The organism is Methylobacterium sp. TK31, assembly GCF_055361545.1.
Genome location: NZ_CM143964.1, coordinates 3,203,459 through 3,221,420 on the forward strand (window position 1 = coordinate 3,203,459; position 17,962 = coordinate 3,221,420).

At 68.9% G+C, this 17,962-nt stretch carries 14 protein-coding genes and 1 riboswitch; of the genes, 8 read left to right on the plus strand and 6 right to left on the minus strand.

Annotated elements, in window-relative coordinates; all coding sequences use genetic code 11:
• Position 1: 1 nt before the first annotated feature.
• From thiS to ACXJY8_RS14900, 6 genes are all read right to left on the minus strand, one after another.
• Positions 2-214, minus strand: coding sequence for a sulfur carrier protein ThiS (thiS, locus tag ACXJY8_RS14875; protein ID WP_463770143.1), 213 nt, complete (start codon positions 212-214; stop codon positions 2-4).
• Positions 211-1,416 carry a glycine oxidase ThiO gene (thiO, locus tag ACXJY8_RS14880; protein ID WP_463770145.1) on the minus strand — a complete coding sequence of 402 codons (1,206 nt, stop codon included), beginning with the start codon at positions 1,414-1,416 and terminating at the stop codon, positions 211-213. The genes thiS and thiO overlap by 4 nt, the downstream gene beginning before the upstream one ends.
• Before the next feature lie 77 nt (positions 1,417-1,493).
• A riboswitch (TPP riboswitch) is annotated at positions 1,494-1,622 on the minus strand.
• A gap of 62 nt (positions 1,623-1,684) precedes the next feature.
• Positions 1,685-2,932 (minus strand): adenylate/guanylate cyclase domain-containing protein, encoded by a 1,248-nt coding sequence (locus ACXJY8_RS14885; protein ID WP_463770147.1) that lies wholly within the window; start codon positions 2,930-2,932, stop codon positions 1,685-1,687.
• 314 nt (positions 2,933-3,246) lie between these two features.
• Positions 3,247-5,241, minus strand: coding sequence for an RNA polymerase sigma factor RpoD (rpoD, locus tag ACXJY8_RS14890; RefSeq protein ID WP_463770149.1), 1,995 nt, complete (start codon positions 5,239-5,241; stop codon positions 3,247-3,249).
• Positions 5,242-5,441: 200 nt separating this feature from the next.
• A complete protein-coding gene (gene dnaG, locus ACXJY8_RS14895) occupies positions 5,442-7,364 on the minus strand; it encodes a DNA primase (protein WP_463770151.1) in 1,923 nt (640 codons plus the stop codon).
• A gap of 86 nt (positions 7,365-7,450) precedes the next feature.
• Positions 7,451-7,912 carry a GatB/YqeY domain-containing protein gene (locus ACXJY8_RS14900; RefSeq protein WP_463770153.1) on the minus strand — a complete coding sequence of 154 codons (462 nt, stop codon included), beginning with the start codon at positions 7,910-7,912 and terminating at the stop codon, positions 7,451-7,453.
• A gap of 227 nt (positions 7,913-8,139) precedes the next feature.
• Between ACXJY8_RS14900 and carA the strand changes: the two genes are divergently transcribed.
• From carA to ACXJY8_RS14940, 8 genes are all read left to right on the plus strand, one after another.
• Complete coding sequence (gene carA, locus ACXJY8_RS14905) at positions 8,140-9,381, plus strand: glutamine-hydrolyzing carbamoyl-phosphate synthase small subunit (RefSeq protein WP_463770155.1); 1,242 nt, start codon at positions 8,140-8,142, stop codon at positions 9,379-9,381.
• A 213-nt stretch (positions 9,382-9,594) separates the two neighbouring features.
• Positions 9,595-9,972, plus strand: a complete 378-nt coding sequence (locus tag ACXJY8_RS14910; RefSeq protein ID WP_463770157.1) for a hypothetical protein — start codon at positions 9,595-9,597, stop codon at positions 9,970-9,972.
• A 163-nt stretch (positions 9,973-10,135) separates the two neighbouring features.
• Positions 10,136-13,621 carry a carbamoyl-phosphate synthase large subunit gene (gene carB / locus ACXJY8_RS14915; protein ID WP_463770159.1) on the plus strand — a complete coding sequence of 1,162 codons (3,486 nt, stop codon included), beginning with the start codon at positions 10,136-10,138 and terminating at the stop codon, positions 13,619-13,621.
• A 126-nt stretch (positions 13,622-13,747) separates the two neighbouring features.
• Positions 13,748-14,224: a transcription elongation factor GreA gene (gene greA / locus ACXJY8_RS14920; protein WP_181017364.1), complete on the plus strand. Its 477-nt coding sequence runs from the start codon at positions 13,748-13,750 to the stop codon at positions 14,222-14,224.
• Positions 14,225-14,231: 7 nt separating this feature from the next.
• Positions 14,232-14,744 (plus strand): hypothetical protein, encoded by a 513-nt coding sequence (locus ACXJY8_RS14925; protein ID WP_463770161.1) that lies wholly within the window; start codon positions 14,232-14,234, stop codon positions 14,742-14,744.
• 50 nt (positions 14,745-14,794) lie between these two features.
• A complete protein-coding gene (locus tag ACXJY8_RS14930; protein WP_463770163.1) occupies positions 14,795-15,820 on the plus strand; it encodes a mitochondrial fission ELM1 family protein in 1,026 nt (341 codons plus the stop codon).
• A 14-nt stretch (positions 15,821-15,834) separates the two neighbouring features.
• Entirely contained in the window at positions 15,835-16,809 is a 975-nt protein-coding gene (gene trxB, locus ACXJY8_RS14935; protein WP_463770165.1) for a thioredoxin-disulfide reductase, read from the plus strand.
• Positions 16,810-17,061: 252 nt separating this feature from the next.
• Complete coding sequence (locus ACXJY8_RS14940) at positions 17,062-17,952, plus strand: LysR family transcriptional regulator (protein ID WP_463770167.1); 891 nt, start codon at positions 17,062-17,064, stop codon at positions 17,950-17,952.
• Positions 17,953-17,962: the final 10 nt, after the last annotated feature.

Here is a 17,962-nt window from a genome sequence, read left to right on the forward strand (position 1 = left end):
TCTAGCCTCCCTGCATGGCGCGGACGATCTCGACGCGGTCGCCGTCGGCGAGGACGGTGGCCGCCCAGTCGCGGCGACGGATCACGGCGCCGTTCAGCGCGATGGCGATGCCCTGCGGGCTGTCGATGCCGGTCTCCTCGGCTTCTTCCCGGAACAGGGCGTCGAGATCGGCGGCCGCGCTCTCGCGGGCTTCGCCGTTCACCGTGAGCCTCATGCGATGGCCCTCTGCGGCGCCGGCGCGAAGCGAGCGCGACCGAAATCCCGGGCGAAGTCCGGCAACGCCCCTTCGACGACCAGGGCCGCGACCGCATCGGCGGTGGCGGGGGCCAGCAGGTAGCCGTTGCGGTGGTGACCCGTGGCGACGACGAGGCCGGGCGCCAGCGTGTCGATGATCGGCGCATCGTCGTCCGAGGTCGGCCGGAAGCCGCTCCAGACCGCCTCGACCGCCATCTCCTCGATGCCGGGCAGGACGCGGCGGGCGCCCTCCAGCAAGGCGTAGAGGCCGCCGGCCGTGACGCCGGGCACGAAGCCGCAATCCTCCACTGTGGCCCCGACGACGAGATGGCCGTCGCTCTTGGGCGCCATGTGGACCTGCTCGGTCCAGACCATATGCGCGAGCGTGCCGGTGCGGGCGGTGGTCCGCAGGGCCAGGGACTGGCCGCGCAGGGGACGAACCGGAAGGGCGAGATGGTCGGGCAGGAGCCCCACCTCCCCGCTCCAGGCGCCGGAGGCGAGCACGACGGTGTCGGCCCGGGTCAGCCCCTGATCCGTGTTCACGCCGGTGACCCGGCCAGCGCTCCAATCCAGGGAGCGCGCCGCACAGCCTTCCACGATGACGATTCCGGCGGCGAGGCAGGCGCGCATGAGGGCGGCCATCACCCGGCTGGGGTCGACCTGGTGGTCGCGCGGGCAGTACAGGCCGGCGGTGACGGCCGGCCGCAGGCGTGGCTCGCGGGCCCGGACCTCGGCGCTGGTCAGCCAGCGCGCGTCGAGCCCGGAGCGCTTCTGCAGATCGTGGCGGAAGCGCAGGCGCTCGACCTCGTCGCGGCCGATGGCGAGCACCAGGGTGCCCTCCTGCCGGTAGTCGATGTCGAGCCCGGCCGCATCCTGCAGGGCATCGCGGAAGCCCGGCCAGCGCGACAGGCTCTCCAGCGCCAGGGGCAGCAGCGGGTCGGAGCCGGGCTCGTGCTCGGCCGCGGGCGCCAGCATGCCGGTGGCGGCGAGGCTCGCCCCGGCGCCGACGGTGTCGCGCTCCAGCACGGCCACGGATCGCCCGGCCTGCGCCAGGCGCCAGGCCGCCGACAGACCGATCAGGCCCGCGCCGACGACGACCACATCGCTGCGCGCCGGAGCGGCGGCGGCCGGGGGCGCATCGCCGTGCGTGCGTCGCAGGTTGAGGAAGGAGTTCGGGGTCACGTCCAACGCAATCTCCGCAACGGGCGACGAGATTGGTGGGGCTGCAGCTTCGAGCGGTGAAGCGTGCCGGGCTTGAGGAGAAACCCGCGGTCCAATCCCTACGCCGGTATGAACCGGGTCAGGTTCGAAGGATTTCCGCGCCGCCATCCACGAACGGACAGCCATCGGTTTCTCAGCCCCTTGCCGGGGATCTCCCTGGAACAGCCCTGATGTGGGCCGTCCGAGCGCCGGGGTCAATCCCCGCCTGCGCCTCCGCCGCGCCGGCGCGTCAGGCGGCGGGCGGGCGCACCGGGCGGTAGACGCCCATCGGTTGGGAGAACCCGTCGAGGGCGTGTTCGCCCAGGGGCTCCGGCATGTCCCAGAGGAAGTCGACGAAGGGCTTCGTCATCAGGATCGGCTCGCCCAGCGTCCGGTTGAGGCGGGCGACGCGGCTCGCGAGGTTCACGTCGCGCCCGATCACGGTGAAGTCGAGGCGCGCGCCCGAGCCCACGTTGCCATAGGCCGCCTCGCCGTGATGCAGCGCGATGCCGGCCGCCACCGGGTTGGCGAAGCGCCCGAGCGCATTGGCCTCAGCGAGTGCAGCCATGGCGCTCTGCGAGGCCGTGAGCGCCCCCTTGGCGGCGCCCCCCAGGTCGTCGCCGGGCTCGCGGAAGATCGCCAGAAGGCCGTCGCCGAGATATTTCAGAACCTCGCCGCCCTCGCGCTCGATGGCCGGCACCAGGCAATCGAAGAAGATGTTCAGGAGGTCGACCGCCTCCTCCGGCGTCATGTCGGCGGAGATGCGGGTATAGTCGCGCATGTCGGCGAACAGGATCGCCGAGCGGATGCGCTGGACGTGTCCGCGCCGGATCGAGCCGCCGAGGATCGCCTTGTGCGGCTCGTCGCCGACATAGATCCGCAGGACGTGGTCGAGCTGCTTGTTGACGCTGCGCATCTCCACGACGGCGGCCAGGGTCGGCATGATGAAGCGCAGGATCGCCACGTCCTCGCCGCGAAAGCCGACCTCGGACCGGGTCGCGAACGAGATGCCGTTGCGGGTGCCGTTGGTGAAGAACAGCGGCGCGACGATGTAGTGCCGATAGCCCTCGGCCTTCAGGTTAGGGATCACCGCGAAGGCGTCGTCCGGCGTCTCGGCGAGGTCGAGGATCAGCCACTCGCCGGTCTCGTGGACGCGGAAGAACGGGCTCTCGCGGTAGGCCTTGTCGGAAGCCTCGCCGTGCGGGAACAGGCGGACGGAGGATCCCGCCTCCCGGGTCCAGAACCGGCCGACGCCGGAATACTCGGAATGCAGGGCGTCGATGGCCGTGGTGGCGCGATCCACCGGCACGTCCAGCCGGATCAGGCGCTCGGCAAGTCCCGAGAGCAGCTCCTCGGCCTTGGGCATCCGCGCGCCCTCGCTCAGCAGCCAGTCGCGCAGCGCCACGCATTCCTGAAGCGCGCCGAATGGGACATCGGCCGCCTCGGAGCCATCGGCTTCGGCGGTGGGAGAAGGCTGGGGCGGGCCTCGATCAAGCATATGGCCAAGGTGGGTTGAGAAGCGGCGTCCGGCAACGGCGACCGTTCGGGTTTCGTGAGTATCGTGCGGGCGTGACCGCTTCAACCGCGCAGACCAGGCGTCGAACACCGACGCCAACGTGGCGCGACGCGCCTCCCCTGTTCCGTCGACGACTGGTTGCCGGGAGGCGTATCCAGCGCCCGCGCACCGTCGGATGCTACCCCGTTCCTGTGTCGGCGACGTCGAAGATCATGAAACGAAAGAGCCGGCCCCCGAGAGGAGCCGGCTCTTCCGGAAGAACGGCGCGCCGGGACGAACCGGCGCGTTCGAAGACCTCAGTTGTCGAGGAAGCTCCGAAGCTTGCGCGAGCGGCTCGGGTGCTTGAGCTTGCGCAGGGCCTTCGCCTCGATCTGACGGATGCGCTCGCGCGTCACCGAGAATTGCTGGCCGACCTCCTCGAGGGTGTGGTCGGTGTTCATGCCGATGCCGAAGCGCATGCGCAGCACCCGCTCCTCGCGGGGCGTGAGCGAGGCGAGCACGCGCGTGGTGGTCTCGCGCAAATTCGACTGGATCGCCGCATCGATGGGCAGGACGACGTTCTTGTCCTCGATGAAATCGCCGAGGTGCGAATCCTCCTCGTCGCCGATCGGGGTTTCGAGCGAGATCGGCTCCTTGGCGATCTTGAGGACCTTGCGCACCTTCTCCAGCGGCATGGCGAGCTTCTCGGCCAGCTCCTCCGGGGTCGGCTCACGGCCGATCTCGTGCAGCATCTGGCGCGAGGTCCGAACGATCTTGTTGATCGTCTCGATCATGTGCACCGGAATGCGGATCGTGCGGGCCTGATCGGCGATCGAGCGGGTGATCGCCTGGCGGATCCACCAGGTAGCGTAGGTCGAGAACTTGTAGCCGCGGCGATACTCGAACTTATCGACGGCCTTCATCAGGCCGATGTTGCCCTCCTGGATCAGGTCCAGGAACTGCAGGCCGCGGTTGGTATACTTCTTGGCGATCGAGATCACGAGGCGCAGGTTGGCCTCGATCATCTCCTTCTTGGCCTGGCGGGCTTCGCGCTCGCCCTTCTGGACCATGTTGACGATCTTGCGGTACTCGCCGATCTCCAGGCCCGTCTCCGAGGCGAGGGTCAGGATCTGCTCGCGCAGGCGCGCGACCTCGCTCGAGCCCTTCTCGACGAGGTTCTTCCAGCCGCGGCCGCCGAGGCTGCCGACGCGCTCCATCCAGTTCGGATCGAGTTCCCAGCCCTGGTAGTGGCGCAGGAACTCGTCGCGGGCGACGCCGTGGCTCTCGGCGTAGCGCATCAGGCGGCCCTCATGGGAGATGAGGCGCTTGTTGATGTCGTAGAGCTGCTCGACCAGGGCCTCAATGCGATTGGCGTTGAGGGAGAGCGACTTCACGTCGGTGACGACGGCGTCCTTCAGCTCGTCCTGCTTGCGCTCCTGTGCGGCCGTGCGGGTGCCGCCCGAGGCCTTGAGCTCGGCATGCTCGATCTGCAGCTTGCGCAGCTTGCGATAGTTGTTAGCGATGTTGTCGAACGTCTCGAGGACGCGCGGCTTGATCTCGGTCTCCATGGCCGCCAGGGAGACGTTGTTCTCCATGTCGTCCTCGTCGTCGCCCTCGGGCGGCGTCGGCGTATCTCCCTCGCTCTCCTCGCCCTCCTCGGCGCCTTCGGCGATCTGCATCGCGTTCTTGGCGTCGGGGCCCGCATAGGTGGCCTCGAGGTCGATGATCTCGCGCAGGAGCACCCGGCCGTCGACGAGCTCGTCGCGCCAGATGATGATGGCCTGGAAGGTCAGCGGGCTCTCGCAGAGGCCCGCGATCATCGCCTCGCGGCCGGCCTCGATGCGCTTGGCGATGGCGATCTCGCCCTCGCGGGACAGGAGCTCCACCGAGCCCATCTCGCGCAGGTACATGCGCACGGGATCGTCCGTGCGGTCGGTGGGCTCCTTGGTCGTCTCGGCGCGCAGGGCGACGGGCTTGGTCGGCGCGATCTCGGCGACCTCGGTCCCCTCGGCGCTGTCCTCGTCGTCGGCCTCGCCGTTAGCCTTGGCCTCAGTCGTCTCCTCGGTCTCCTCCGCCTCGACGACGTTGATGCCCATCTCCGAGAGCTGCGACAGCACGTCCTCGATCTGGTCGGGGTCGGACTGGCCGTCGGGCAGAACCTCGTTGATCTCCTCGTAGGTGATGTAGCCGCGCTTCTTGGCGAGCTTCACCATCCGCTTGACGGAGGCATCCGTCAGATCGAGGAGCGGCCCGTCGGTCTGTTGCTCCGGAGCAGCATCCGTCTCGTCCCGTTCCGTTGCCTTCGTCGCCATGGTCCGCCTATGGTTGTCGTGTCAGCGTCGCGCGGGAGCGTGTCGCTCACTCCGCGTCATCGACGCCGAAATGCATGTGATGTGCGGACCGTCGAAGTGACAGCCGCGTCGATGTCAGATCCCGGTATGCAAGCGAGACGCTTGACCGATTGTTAACCATGAGCCGCCAATGGCGGCCGAATTCATTCGCGGCGCACGTTTCAGGGTGTCGATGCCTCATCCGCATCCGGCACCGCCTCGTCCGCCTCCGCACCGGCGATGACCGCCATACGGGCCTTCACGTCGCACAGCCAAGCGAAGTTCGCCTCCGTCTCGTCCTCGACCAGGGCCCTTTCAGCCAAGCGGAGTTCGCTATTTAGCGCTCCAGACTTGCGGTGCAAGATCACGGCCTGACGCAATGCGTCTTCGAGACGCACAGGATCGGCATGCGCGTCAAGGGTCCATCGGTCTCCGGGACGCACGTGGCTGGCCAGTCGGGCGGCTGCTTCGGTGAGGCCGGCGCGCTTGAGCCGGCTTTCCAGAACCTCGAGGCCGGGCCGGTCCGCATCGGCGTGGCTGTCGAGCAGGAGGGAGCGCAGCGCCTGCGCATCCAGGTCTCCGAGCTCGAGTTCGGCGAGATCCTCCGCCTCGATCCCGAGCAGCTCGGGGTGGACCAGGAGGCTGGAGACGATCATCGCCTCCCGGTCGCGGAACGCCACCGGACCGGACGCGCTGGTCTCGCCGGCATAGAGCGGGTTGAACTTGGTGGTGATTCGCGGTGAGGGCGGCGGATCGCCGGGACGGGGCTGACGCTGGAAGGCGGGCCGCGCCGAGGTCGTCCGCGGTTCCCAGGGACCGCGACGTCCGGAGGCGGCCTGCGGGGACAGGGCGCGCAGGCGGCCCTCGATCTCGTCGCGGTAGAAGCCCCGCACCGTCTCGTCGCGGATCGAGGCGACCATCTCGCGCAGCGACTTGGCGAGGCCGGCCCGCCGCTCCGGCGTATCGAGGGGCGCACCATCGGTGGCGCGCGACCACAGTACCTCCACGAGGGGCCGGGCCGCATCGAGAACCCGGTCGATGGCGGACTTGCCCTCGGCGCGCAGGAGATCGTCCGGGTCCTGGCCCTCGGGCAGCATGGCGAAGCGCAGGGACTTGCCCGGCGTCAGGCCGGGCAGCGCCACGTCGAGGGCCTTGAAGGCCGCGCGCTGGCCGGCGCCGTCGCCGTCGAAGCAGAGGATCGGCTCGTCGGCGTTGCGCCAGAGCAGGCCGATCTGTTCCTCGGTGAGCGCCGTGCCGAGGCCCGCCACCGCGTTGGGATGGCCGGCCAGGGTCATGGCGATGACATCGACATAGCCCTCGACCGCGATGATCACGCCGCGGTCATGGGCGGGCTTGCGGGCCTGGTGCAGGTTGTAGAGCAGCTGCCCTTTGTGGAAGAGCGGCGTCTCCGGCGAGTTCATGTACTTCGCCTTGGCGTCCTTCTGCATCGCCCGGCCGCCGAAGGCGATCACGCGCCCGCGCGAATCGCAGATTGGAAACATCACCCGGTCGCGGAACTTGTCGTAGGGCACGCGGATGTCCTCGCCGGCCACCAGCAGGCCGAGCTCGATCATCAGATCCCGGTCGACGTCCTTGGCGGCGAGGTGGTCGCGCAGGGCATAGCGGTCGCCCGGGGCGTAGCCGAGGCGGAAGCGGCTCCGCGTCTCGGGCCCAAGCTGGCGCCGGTCGAGGTAGGCGCGGGCCTCCGTGCCGGCACGGCCGCGCAGCTGCTCCTCGAAGAAGGCGGCGGCCATCTCCATGACCTCGAAGGCTCCGGCGCGCCGAGTCTCCTGCTCGCGGGCATCGGCGCTCGGCGCCGGCAGGGACACGCCGGCCTCCGCCGCCAGGCGCTCCACGGCCTCGGGAAAGCTCAGGCCTTCCGTCTCCATCAGGAAGGTGAAGACGTCGCCGTGCTTGCCGGAGGAGAAGCAGTGGTAGAACTGCTTCTGGTCGTTCACGTAGAACGAGGGCGACTTCTCGGCATTGAACGGCGACAGGCCGCGCCACTCGCGGCCCGCTTTCTTCAGCCGGACGCGCCGCCCGACGATATCGGATGCGGGCAGGCGCGCACGGATCTCTTCGAGGATGTGGGGCGGGTAACGCACGGCAAGAACCGGACCTCTGCAGCCATCCATCCTAGCGGCTTCAGCTTAAGGAGTCCCCAACGCCGGAGCGCAGTGCCGGGACGCGCTCACGCCTTGGCGTTGAGCGTCTCCTTCACGAGGCCGCTCGCCTTGGCGAAGTCCATGCGGCCCGCATAGGCGCCCTTCAGGGCGGCGATGACCTTGCCCATGTCCTTCGGCCCGGCCGCACCGGTCTCCTCCACGGCCTTCTCGATGGCGGCGCGGGTCTCGGCCTCGTCCATCTGCTGGGGCAGGAAGCCGGCGATGATCGCGACCTCGTTGCGCTCGTTCTCGGCGAGCTCGGGCCGACCGCCCTGGTCGTAGACCGCAGCCGATTCGTTGCGTTGCTTGATCATCTTCTGGAGGAGCGCGAGGATCTCCTCCTCCGAGGCCGGCTCCTTGCCGAGGCCGCGTGCCTCGATGTCCTTGTCCTTCAGGGCGGCCTGGATCATCCGGACGGTGGCGAGCTTCGCCTTGTCGCCGGCCTTCATGGCTTCCTTCATCTCGGTGGTGAGACGGGCGCGCAGCATGGTGTGACTCCTGGAAAATGCGGGATCCCGGGAAAAGCGGGATTCCGGACGGCGGATCGATGGCGTGGTCTGCGAATTGCTGCGCGAACCGGGGTTCTTGAGACGCGCCGACGCGAGGGCCACATTGACCCTAACGCGGCGCGCTCGCTATGAGCGCCGCACGACAAGCCGCCCGCACGCGCCGCTCACGGCGCCGGGATCGGCCGGACATAAGCGAGATCACGCCGATGCTGCAAGATGAAGGCGTCCACACGCCTGCCGTGCCCGCGCCCCCCGCTCCCTGGGCCGAGCCCCTGGCCACCGCGCTCCTGGTCCTGGCGGACGGGACCGTGCTGGAGGGATTCGGCATCGGCCAGACCGGAATCGCCGATGGCGAGGTCTGCTTCAACACCGCGATGACCGGGTACCAGGAGATCCTGACCGATCCGTCCTATGCCGGCCAGATCGTCACCTTCACCTTCCCGCATATCGGCAATACCGGCACCAACGACGAGGACCTCGAGAGCCTCGACGCGGCGCCGGCCTCCGGTGTCCGCGGCACCGTGATCGCCTCCGCCGTCACCAACCCGTCGAACTGGCGCTCGTCGAGCCACCTCGATTCCTGGCTGAAGGCCCGGGGCATCGTCGGCATCACCGGGGTCGACACCCGGGCGCTGACCGCGCTGATCCGCGACCACGGCATGCCGAACGCCGTCATCGCCAACGATCCGGAGGGCCGCTTCGACCGCGAGGCCCTGAAGGCCCGCGCCGCGGCGCTGGCGCCGATGGAAGGCCTCGACCTCGTGCCGCCGGTGACCAGCCGGGCGCGTTCGGAATGGTCGCAGACCACCTGGGGCGTGAAGACCGGCTACGGCGACCGCAGGCCCGGCACCGGCCTCAAGGTCGTGGCGATCGACTACGGCGTGAAGCGCAACATCCTGCGCCTCCTGGCCGAGGCCGGCTGCGACGTCACCGTGGTACCCGCCACGACGAGCGCCGAGGAGATCATGGCGATGAAGCCGGACGGCGTGTTCCTGTCGAACGGCCCCGGCGACCCGGCCGCCACCGGCGCGTACGCGGTCCCGGTGATCCGGGCGCTGCTGCAGGAGAAGGTACCGACCTTCGGCATCTGCCTCGGGCACCAGCTGATGGGCCTGGCGCTGGGCGGCCGTACGGTGAAGATGGCCCAGGGCCACCACGGCGCGAACCATCCGGTGAAGGACAAGACCACCGGAAAGGTCGAGATCGTCTCGATGAACCACGGCTTCGCCGTCGACCCGGCGAGCCTGCCCGAAACCGCGCTCGAGACGCATGTCTCCCTGTTCGACGGCTCGAATTGCGGCCTCACCCTGACGGACCGCCCGGCCTTCTCGGTGCAGCACCATCCGGAGGCCTCGCCCGGCCCGCGCGACAGCCACTACCTGTTCGAGCGCTTCGTCGCCCTGATGAAGGCCGGCAAGCCCGAGACCCTGGTCACCACGGCCGACTGATCCCCGGCGGCCGGCGGGGCCCATCACCCCGTCCGCCCGTCGCGGCACCTGCAGGCCAGACCTGCACGCAGGCGATGCAAACCGCGAAATGGTTCCCTTGCCGTCACAAAAAATCCGGCATTTCCGGGCATCCCGGCATCGTTAACGGCTCGCTAAGGACGGCGTTCGAAGATCGCCGCCGAGCCGATTCCGACGCTGGCCGGGGATTTCCACATGACGTTCGACGACGCGCGCGACGACTTCTCGCGCCTGCATCGCCTCTTCACGTTCCATCTCGGCGTGGCCGTCGGCCTCGCGTGGATGACCGCCCTGTATTCGGCCTGCTACGCCCCCTGGGTCCGCAACATCCGCGCGCTGATCGACCCTATGACCGGCCTCGACCGCGTCGAGAGCACCTGGTCCTTCCTGTTCGCGCTGCCGGTGGTCATGACGCTCGCCTGGATCGGCCTGTATTTCGGCCGCGAGATGCTGCGCCGCAGCCAGACCCTCTCCAACGCGGCCCTCGAATTCGCCGCCGCGGCCGTGGTCGCCTTCGGGGTGTTCTACTTGTCCATCGACCGCGCCGTCTCGGCCCTGTACCTGGGCTTCTGAGACCCGCCGACGCTTCACCGTCCGCCCGCGCCCTTCCAATGGCCGCGGGCTGCGTGTAAGTGCCAAGATCAACGATAATCCACGCCGCCAGCGCCCCCAGACCCGTGCCGCTTCTCCGGCACCGGCCCTGGCCGGGCGCGCGTGCTTGCAGCCAAGGCGCCCGATGCCGAAACGCACCGACATATCCTCGATCCTGATCATCGGTGCGGGGCCGATCGTCATCGGCCAGGCCTGCGAGTTCGATTATTCCGGCACCCAGGCCTGCAAGGCGCTCCGCGAGGAGGGCTACCGGATCGTGCTGGTGAACTCGAACCCGGCCACGATCATGACCGATCCGGACATGGCCGACGCCACCTATGTCGAGCCGATCACCCCCGAGATCGTCGCCAAGATCATCGAGAAGGAGCGCCACGTCGTTCCGGGCGGCTTCGCCCTGCTCCCCACGATGGGCGGCCAGACGGCACTGAACTGCGCCCTGTCGCTCAAGAAGATGGGCGTGCTGGAGAAGTTCGACGTCCAGATGATCGGCGCCACCACCGAGGCGATCGACAAGGCGGAGGACCGCCACCTCTTCCGCGACGCGATGACCAAGATCGGCCTGGAGACGCCCAAATCGGCGCTCGCCAACGCCTCGGCGGCCAAGAAGGCCGACCGTGCGAAGTACCTCGCCGAGATCGCCCGCATCGAGGCGGCCAACGAGGGCGAGGCCCGCACCGCGGCGCTCGCGGCCTTCGACAAGACCTGGCACCGGGGCGAGTCCGAGCGGCGCAAGCGCTACGGCGAGCACGCCATCGGGCAGGCCCTGATCGCGCTGGCCGAGGTCGGCCTGCCGGCGATCATCCGCCCCTCCTTCACCATGGGCGGCACCGGCGGCGGCATCGCCTACAACCGGGAGGAGTTCCTGGACATCGTCGAGCGCGGCATCGACGCCTCGCCGACGAACGAGGTCCTGATCGAGGAGAGCGTCCTCGGCTGGAAGGAATACGAGATGGAGGTCGTTCGCGACAAGAACGACAACTGCATCATCGTCTGCTCCATCGAGAACATCGACCCGATGGGCGTCCACACCGGCGATTCCATCACCGTCGCGCCGGCCCTGACGCTGACCGACAAGGAATACCAGGTGATGCGCGACGCATCCCTGGCGGTGCTGCGCGAGATCGGCGTCGAGACCGGCGGATCGAACGTGCAGTTCGCCATCGACCCGGCCACCGGCCGGATGATCGTGATCGAGATGAACCCGCGCGTCTCGCGGTCGTCGGCCCTGGCCTCCAAGGCCACCGGCTTCCCCATCGCCAAGGTCGCGGCCAAGCTGGCCGTCGGCTACACCCTCGACGAGATCGCCAACGACATCACGGGCGGCGCCACCCCGGCCTCGTTCGAGCCCTCGATCGACTACGTCGTCACCAAGATCCCGCGCTTCGCCTTCGAGAAGTTCCCCGGCGCCGAGCCGACACTCACCACCGCCATGAAGTCGGTGGGCGAGGCCATGGCGATCGGCCGCTGCTTTGCCGAGTCGCTCCAGAAGGCCCTGCGCTCCCTGGAGACCGGCCTCACCGGCCTCGACGAGATCGAGATCGAGGGACTCGGCAAGGGCGACGACCACAACGCGATCAAGGCCGCCCTCGGCACGCCGACCCCCGACCGCCTGCTCAAGGTCGGACAGGCGCTGCGCCTCGGCGTCAGCCACGAGGAGGTCCATGCCTCCTGCAAGATCGATCCGTGGTTCCTGGAACAGCTTCAGGCGATCATCGACCTCGAGAACCGGGTCAAGGCGCACGGCATCCCGAACACCCCCGGAGCACTGCGCCAGCTCAAGGCCGCTGGCTTCTCGGATGCCCGCCTCGCCGTGCTCGCGAAAACTGACGAGGACAGCGTGCGGGCCGCTCGGCGGGCGCTCGGCGTTCGCCCCGTCTTCAAGCGCATCGATACCTGCGCGGCCGAGTTCCAGGCCCCCACCGCCTACATGTACTCGACCTACGTGGCGCCCTTCGCCGGCACGGTGGTGGACGAGGCGCGGCCCACCGACGCCAAGAAGGTCATCATCCTCGGCGGCGGCCCGAACCGGATCGGCCAGGGCATCGAGTTCGACTATTGCTGCTGTCACGCCTGCTTCGCGCTGTCCGAGGCCGGCTACGAGACCATCATGGTCAACTGCAACCCGGAGACGGTCTCGACCGACTACGACACCTCCGACCGGCTTTATTTCGAGCCGCTCACCCAGGAGGACGTCCTCGAGATCATCGAGACCGAGCGCCAGGCCGGCACGCTCCACGGCGTCATCGTGCAGTTCGGCGGCCAGACCCCGCTGAAGCTCGCCCGCGCGCTGGAGGCCGCCGGCGTGCCGATCCTCGGCACCTCGCCGGATGCCATCGACCTCGCCGAGGACCGCGACCAGTTCAAGCGCCTCCTCGACAAGCTCGGCATGAAGCAGCCGAAGAACGGCATCGCCTACTCGGTGGAGCAGAGCCGCCTGATCGCCTCCGACCTCGGCCTGCCCTTCGTGGTGCGCCCGAGCTACGTGCTGGGCGGTCGCGCCATGGCGATCATCCGCGACGAGGCGCAGTTCGCCGACTACCTCCTCGACACCCTGCCGAGCCTGATCCCGTCGGACGTCAAGGCGCGCTACCCCAACGACAAGACGGGCCAGATCAACACGGTGCTGGGCAAGAACCCGCTCCTGTTCGACCGCTACCTGTCGGATGCCACCGAGATCGACGTCGACGCCATCTGCGACGGCAAGGACGTCTTCATCGCGGGCATTATGGAGCACATCGAGGAGGCGGGCATCCACTCGGGCGACTCCGCCTGCTCGCTGCCCTCGCGCTCGCTCTCGCCGGAGATCATCGCCGAGCTCGAGCGTCAGACCCGGGCCATGGCCCTGGCCCTGAAGGTCGGCGGCCTGATGAACGTGCAGTACGCGATCAAGGACGGGACCATCTACGTGCTGGAGGTGAACCCCCGCGCCTCGCGCACGGTGCCCTTCGTCGCCAAGGTGATCGGGGACCCGATCGCCAAGATCGCGGCCCGCGTCATGGCCGGAGAGTCGCTCGCGAGCTTCGACCTCAAGGCGAAGGTGCTGGATCACATCGCGGTGAAAGAGGCGGTGTTCCCCTTCGCCCGCTTCCCGGGCGTCGACGTGCTGCTCGGACCCGAGATGCGCTCGACGGGCGAGGTGATCGGCCTCGATTCGAGCTTCGGCGTCGCCTTCGCCAAGAGCCAGCTCGGCTCGGGTACCCTGGTGCCGAAGGGCGGGGCGGTCTTCGTCTCGGTACGCGATGCCGACAAGGAGCGCATCCTGCCGGCGATCCGCCTGCTCTCGGAGCTCGGCTTCACCATCATCGCCACCGGCGGCACGCAGCGCTACCTGGCCGATCAGGGCGTGGCGACGGAGCGGGTGAACAAGGTGCTGGAGGGCCGGCCGCACGTCGTCGATTCGATCAAGAACGGCGACATCCAGCTCGTCTTCAACACGACCGAGGGGGCGGGTGCCCTGTCGGACTCGCGCTCCCTCCGGCGCGCCGCCCTCTTGCATAAAGTGCCGTACTACACCACTCTTGCAGGAGCGATGGCTGCGGCCGAAGGGATCAAGGCCTATCTCGGAGGCGATCTCAAGGTCCGCGCCTTGCAGGAATACTTCGCGGCCTGAAGTCTCACGCGGCTCCCGTGTCGATCGGGAGCCGTGTTGTTGGCGGTTCAGGAGTAACTTACTCTGGCCCGGAAGGAGCGGCGTGCTCCTGCCCGGGCTTATTCATTGTGGCGCGAGACGATGACGATAGACAAGGTTCCGATGACGGTGCGCGGTTACGCAGCGCTGGAGGAGGAGTTGAAGCACCGCCAGCAGGTGGAGCGCCAGCGGATCATCCAGGCCATCGCCGAGGCCCGCGCCCTCGGCGACCTGTCTGAGAACGCCGAGTACCATGCCGCCAAGGAGGCGCAGTCCCACAACGAGGGCCGCGTCCTCGAACTGGAGAGCATGATCTCACGCGCCGAAGTGATCGACGTCTCGAAGCTCTCGGGCACCAAGATCAAGTTCGGCGCCACGGTGAAGCTCCTCGACGAGGACACCGAGGAAGAGAAGACCTACCAGCTCGTCGGCGAGCCCGAGGCGGACGTCCGCTCCGGCCTGGTCTCCATCACCTCCCCGATCGCCCGCGCGCTGATCGGCAAGGGCGTCGGCGACACGGTCGAGGTGACGACGCCGGGTGGCGGGAAGTCCTACGAGGTCGTCGCCGTCCAGTACGGCGGCTGAGGTTCCGGTGCGGCCGGGCCTTCTCCGGGCGGCGGTTGCGCTGCTCGGTCTCGTCGCCCTGCCCGGCGCGGCCCGGGCCGAGGGCCTCCCGAGTCTCGGGGGCGAGCGCCTCTCCGGCATCCAGGTCGATGTCCGGCCGCTGATCGCCCTCGGCGGCGGCAATCCGGCTCTCGACTTGCGCGAGGACCTGCTCGCCGCCCTGCGCACCGAGTTCGCCGACCGGCTCGGCGGCCGCGGTCCCGTCCTGGTGGTGCGGATCAAGGGCCTGTCGATCAATCCCTATGCCGGCGGCGACGGGGGACGCGGCCGCCTCGGCGGTGGAACCCAGAGCGACTACCTCGACGGCGAGGCCCTGCTCGTCGGGCGCCGGGGCGAGATCCTCGCACGCCACCCCCAGCTCTCCGCCCTGCCGTCGAGTTCGGGCGGCGCCTGGTACGACCCGGCCTCCGAGCGCCGCCGGGTGACCGCCATCGCCCAGCATTATGCAGGCTGGCTGCGGCGTGCCCTCCCCCAGGATTGAGTGGACGGCCCCGCGGATGATTCCGCTCGAGGATTGACCTGGATCACCTGATGTCGGCAGCGTCCGCGATGCCTTCCCCCACCGGCGCCTCCGCGCCGCTTCCCGAACTCACCCAGGCACGGACCTGGATCGTCACCGACGGCAAGGCGGGCGACGAGAACCAGTGCATCGGCCTCGCCGAGACCCTCGGCCTGCCGTTCGAGCTCCGTCGAATCGCACCCCGTCCGCCCTTCGGCTGGATGGCGCCCTGGGGGCCGACCGATCCGCGGGATCGGCCGGGCAACCCCCGTGGGATCCTCGCCGGCCCCCTCCCCGACCTGCTGATCGCCTCCGGCCGCCGGTCCGTGCCCTACCTGCGGGCGGTGCGCGCCGCCTCGCGGGACCGTACCTTCACGGCCTTCCTGAAGGACCCGCGCATCGGGCACGACGCGGCGAACTTCGTCTGGGTGCCGGATTACGACGACCTGCGCGGCCCCAACGTCTTCACCACCCTGACGCCGCCGCATCAGGTCACGCCGGAGCGCCTGGCCGAGGCCCGCGCCAACCCGGACCCGCGCCTGTCCGCCCTGCCCTGGCCGCGCATCGCCGTGCTGATCGGCGGCGACAGCCGGCATCTCAGCTACCGCCCGGCGGACATGCGCCGGCTCCTGAGCGACCTCGACAAGCTCACCGACGGCGGCTGTTCGCTGATGGTGACGGTGTCCCGGCGCACCCCGCAGAATCTGCGCGACGCCCTGCGGACCATGGTGGCCACCAAGGGCGGCTTCTTCTGGGACGGCGGCAGCCTCAATCCCTATGTTCCGATGCTGGCGATCGCCGATTCGATCGTCGTCACATCGGATTCCGCCAACATGGTGGGCGAGGCCGTGAGCACGGGCGTCCCCGTCCTCCTGTTCGACCTGCCGAAGACCTATATCCGTCACAGGCGGCTCTTCGCCGGCCTCGCGATGGCGGGGGCCCTGAAGCCCTTCGTCGGCCGCCTGGAGGAACTTCACTACCAGCCCCTGGATGCGACACCCGTCATCGCAGGCGCGATGGCCAAGGCCTATGCCGATCACCGCGCGCGATGGGCCTGAAGGAGACGAGAGCGATGGCGCACACCCATTCCAAACTCATCATCATCGGCTCCGGTCCCGCCGGCTACACGGCCGCGATCTATGCCGCCCGCGCCATGGTCGAGCCCCTGATGATCTCGGGCTTCCAGCCCGGCGGCCAGCTCATGATCACCACCGACGTGGAGAACTACCCGGGCTTCGCCGAGGCGATCCAGGGCCCCTGGCTGATGGAGCAGATGCGCCTGCAGGCCGAGCATGTCGGCACCAAGATCGTGTCCGAGTACATCACCAAGGTCGACCTGAACGTGCGGCCCTTCCAACTCGAGGCCGATTCCGGCGAGACCTACTCGGCCGACGCGGTGATCATCGCCACTGGCGCCCAGGCGAAGTGGCTCGGGCTGCCCTCCGAGGCCAAGTTCCAGGGCTTCGGCGTCTCGGCCTGCGCCACCTGCGACGGCTTCTTCTTCCGGGGCAAGGAGGTCGTGGTGGTCGGCGGCGGCAACACCGCCGTGGAAGAGGCGCTCTACCTGGCCAACCTCGCCTCCAAGGTCATCGTCGTCCATCGCCGCGGCGAGTTCCGCGCCGAGCGCATCCTGCAGGAGCGCCTGTTCAAGCACCCCAACGTCGAGGTGGTGTGGCATCACGCCGTCGAGGAGATCTGCGGCAGCGAGAAGCCGCCCTCGGTGACCCATGTCCGCCTGAAGGACACCCGCACCGGCGAGATCACGGAGCGCAGGACCGATGGCGTCTTCATCGCCATCGGCCACCAGCCGGCCACCGGGATCTTCGAGGGCCAGCTCGCCATGCGCGACGGCGGCTACATCGACACCGCGCCGGGCACCACCCATACGGCGATCCCCGGCGTCTACGCGGCGGGCGACGTCACCGACGACGTCTACCGCCAGGCGATTACCGCGGCCGGCATGGGCTGCATGGCCGCCCTCGACGCCGAGAAGTACTTAGCCGCGCTGGAAGTCGGCGAAACACCCCAGCAAGCGGCCGCCGAATAAGAAGATTCCGGCGGACGACGGCGCCATGCGTCTTGCGCGCAGCGTCAAGACAATCGCAAGGTCGAACCCCTAACCTAAGCGCTGACGGCATGCGCCGTCGGCGTCACCCGCATGACTCCCTTCGCCCGTCCCGCGTCCCGCGCGTGCCGGAAAGGTCGGGTCGATCGGGCCTGGCGGGGACGTCCGGATCGCGGCTCGGCGCGACGGGAAGCCCGGTCAGCCGGCGTCGGGTTGCGTACGGGAGTGGACGCCTTGGACTGGGACAAGATCCGCATCTTCCTCAACGTCGCGGAAGCCGGCAGCTTCACGCGGGCCGGCGACGACATCGGCCTGAGCCAGTCGGCGGTGAGCCGGCAGATCAGCGCCCTCGAACGCGAGCTCAAGGCGCCGCTGTTCCACCGCCACGCCCGCGGCCTGATCCTGACCGAGCAGGGCGACCTGCTCTTCCGCGCGGCCCGCGACATGAAGCTGCGCCTGGAGAACACGAAGGCCCGCCTGGTCGAGACCAGCGAGCGGCCGACCGGCGATCTCAAGGTGACGACCACGGTGGGCCTCGGCACTGCCTGGCTCGCCCAGCGCATCGCCGAATTCCTCGACCTCTACCCGGACGTACGCGTCGAGCTCATCCTCACCAACGAGGAGCTCGATCTCGCCATGCGCGAGGCCGATGTGGCGATCCGCATGCGGCGCCCGGCCCAGCCGGACCTGATCCAGCGGCGCCTGTTCACGGTGCACTACCACGCCTTCGCGTCGCAGGATTACGTGAAGCGCTTCGGCGAACCGAAATCCATCGCCGACCTCGACAATCACCGCCTGGTCTCGTTCGGCGGCAACGAGCCGTCCTACCTGCTGGCGACGCACTGGCTCTCCACCGTCGGCCGCGAGGGCCAGGAGCGCCGGACGATCCATTTCACGGTCAACAACATCACCGCCCTGCAGCAGGCCATCGACACCGGCGCCGGCATCGGGATCCTGCCCGACTACGCGGCGGAGGGTCAGGCCGGGCTGGTGCAGGTGATGCGCGAGACCGAGATGCCGCACATGGAAAGCTATCTGGTCTACGCCGAGGAGATGCGCACCGTCGCCCGCGTCCAGGCGTTTCGCGACTTTCTCGTCGCCAAGGCCCAGCGCTGGACCTACTGAGGACGCGGGA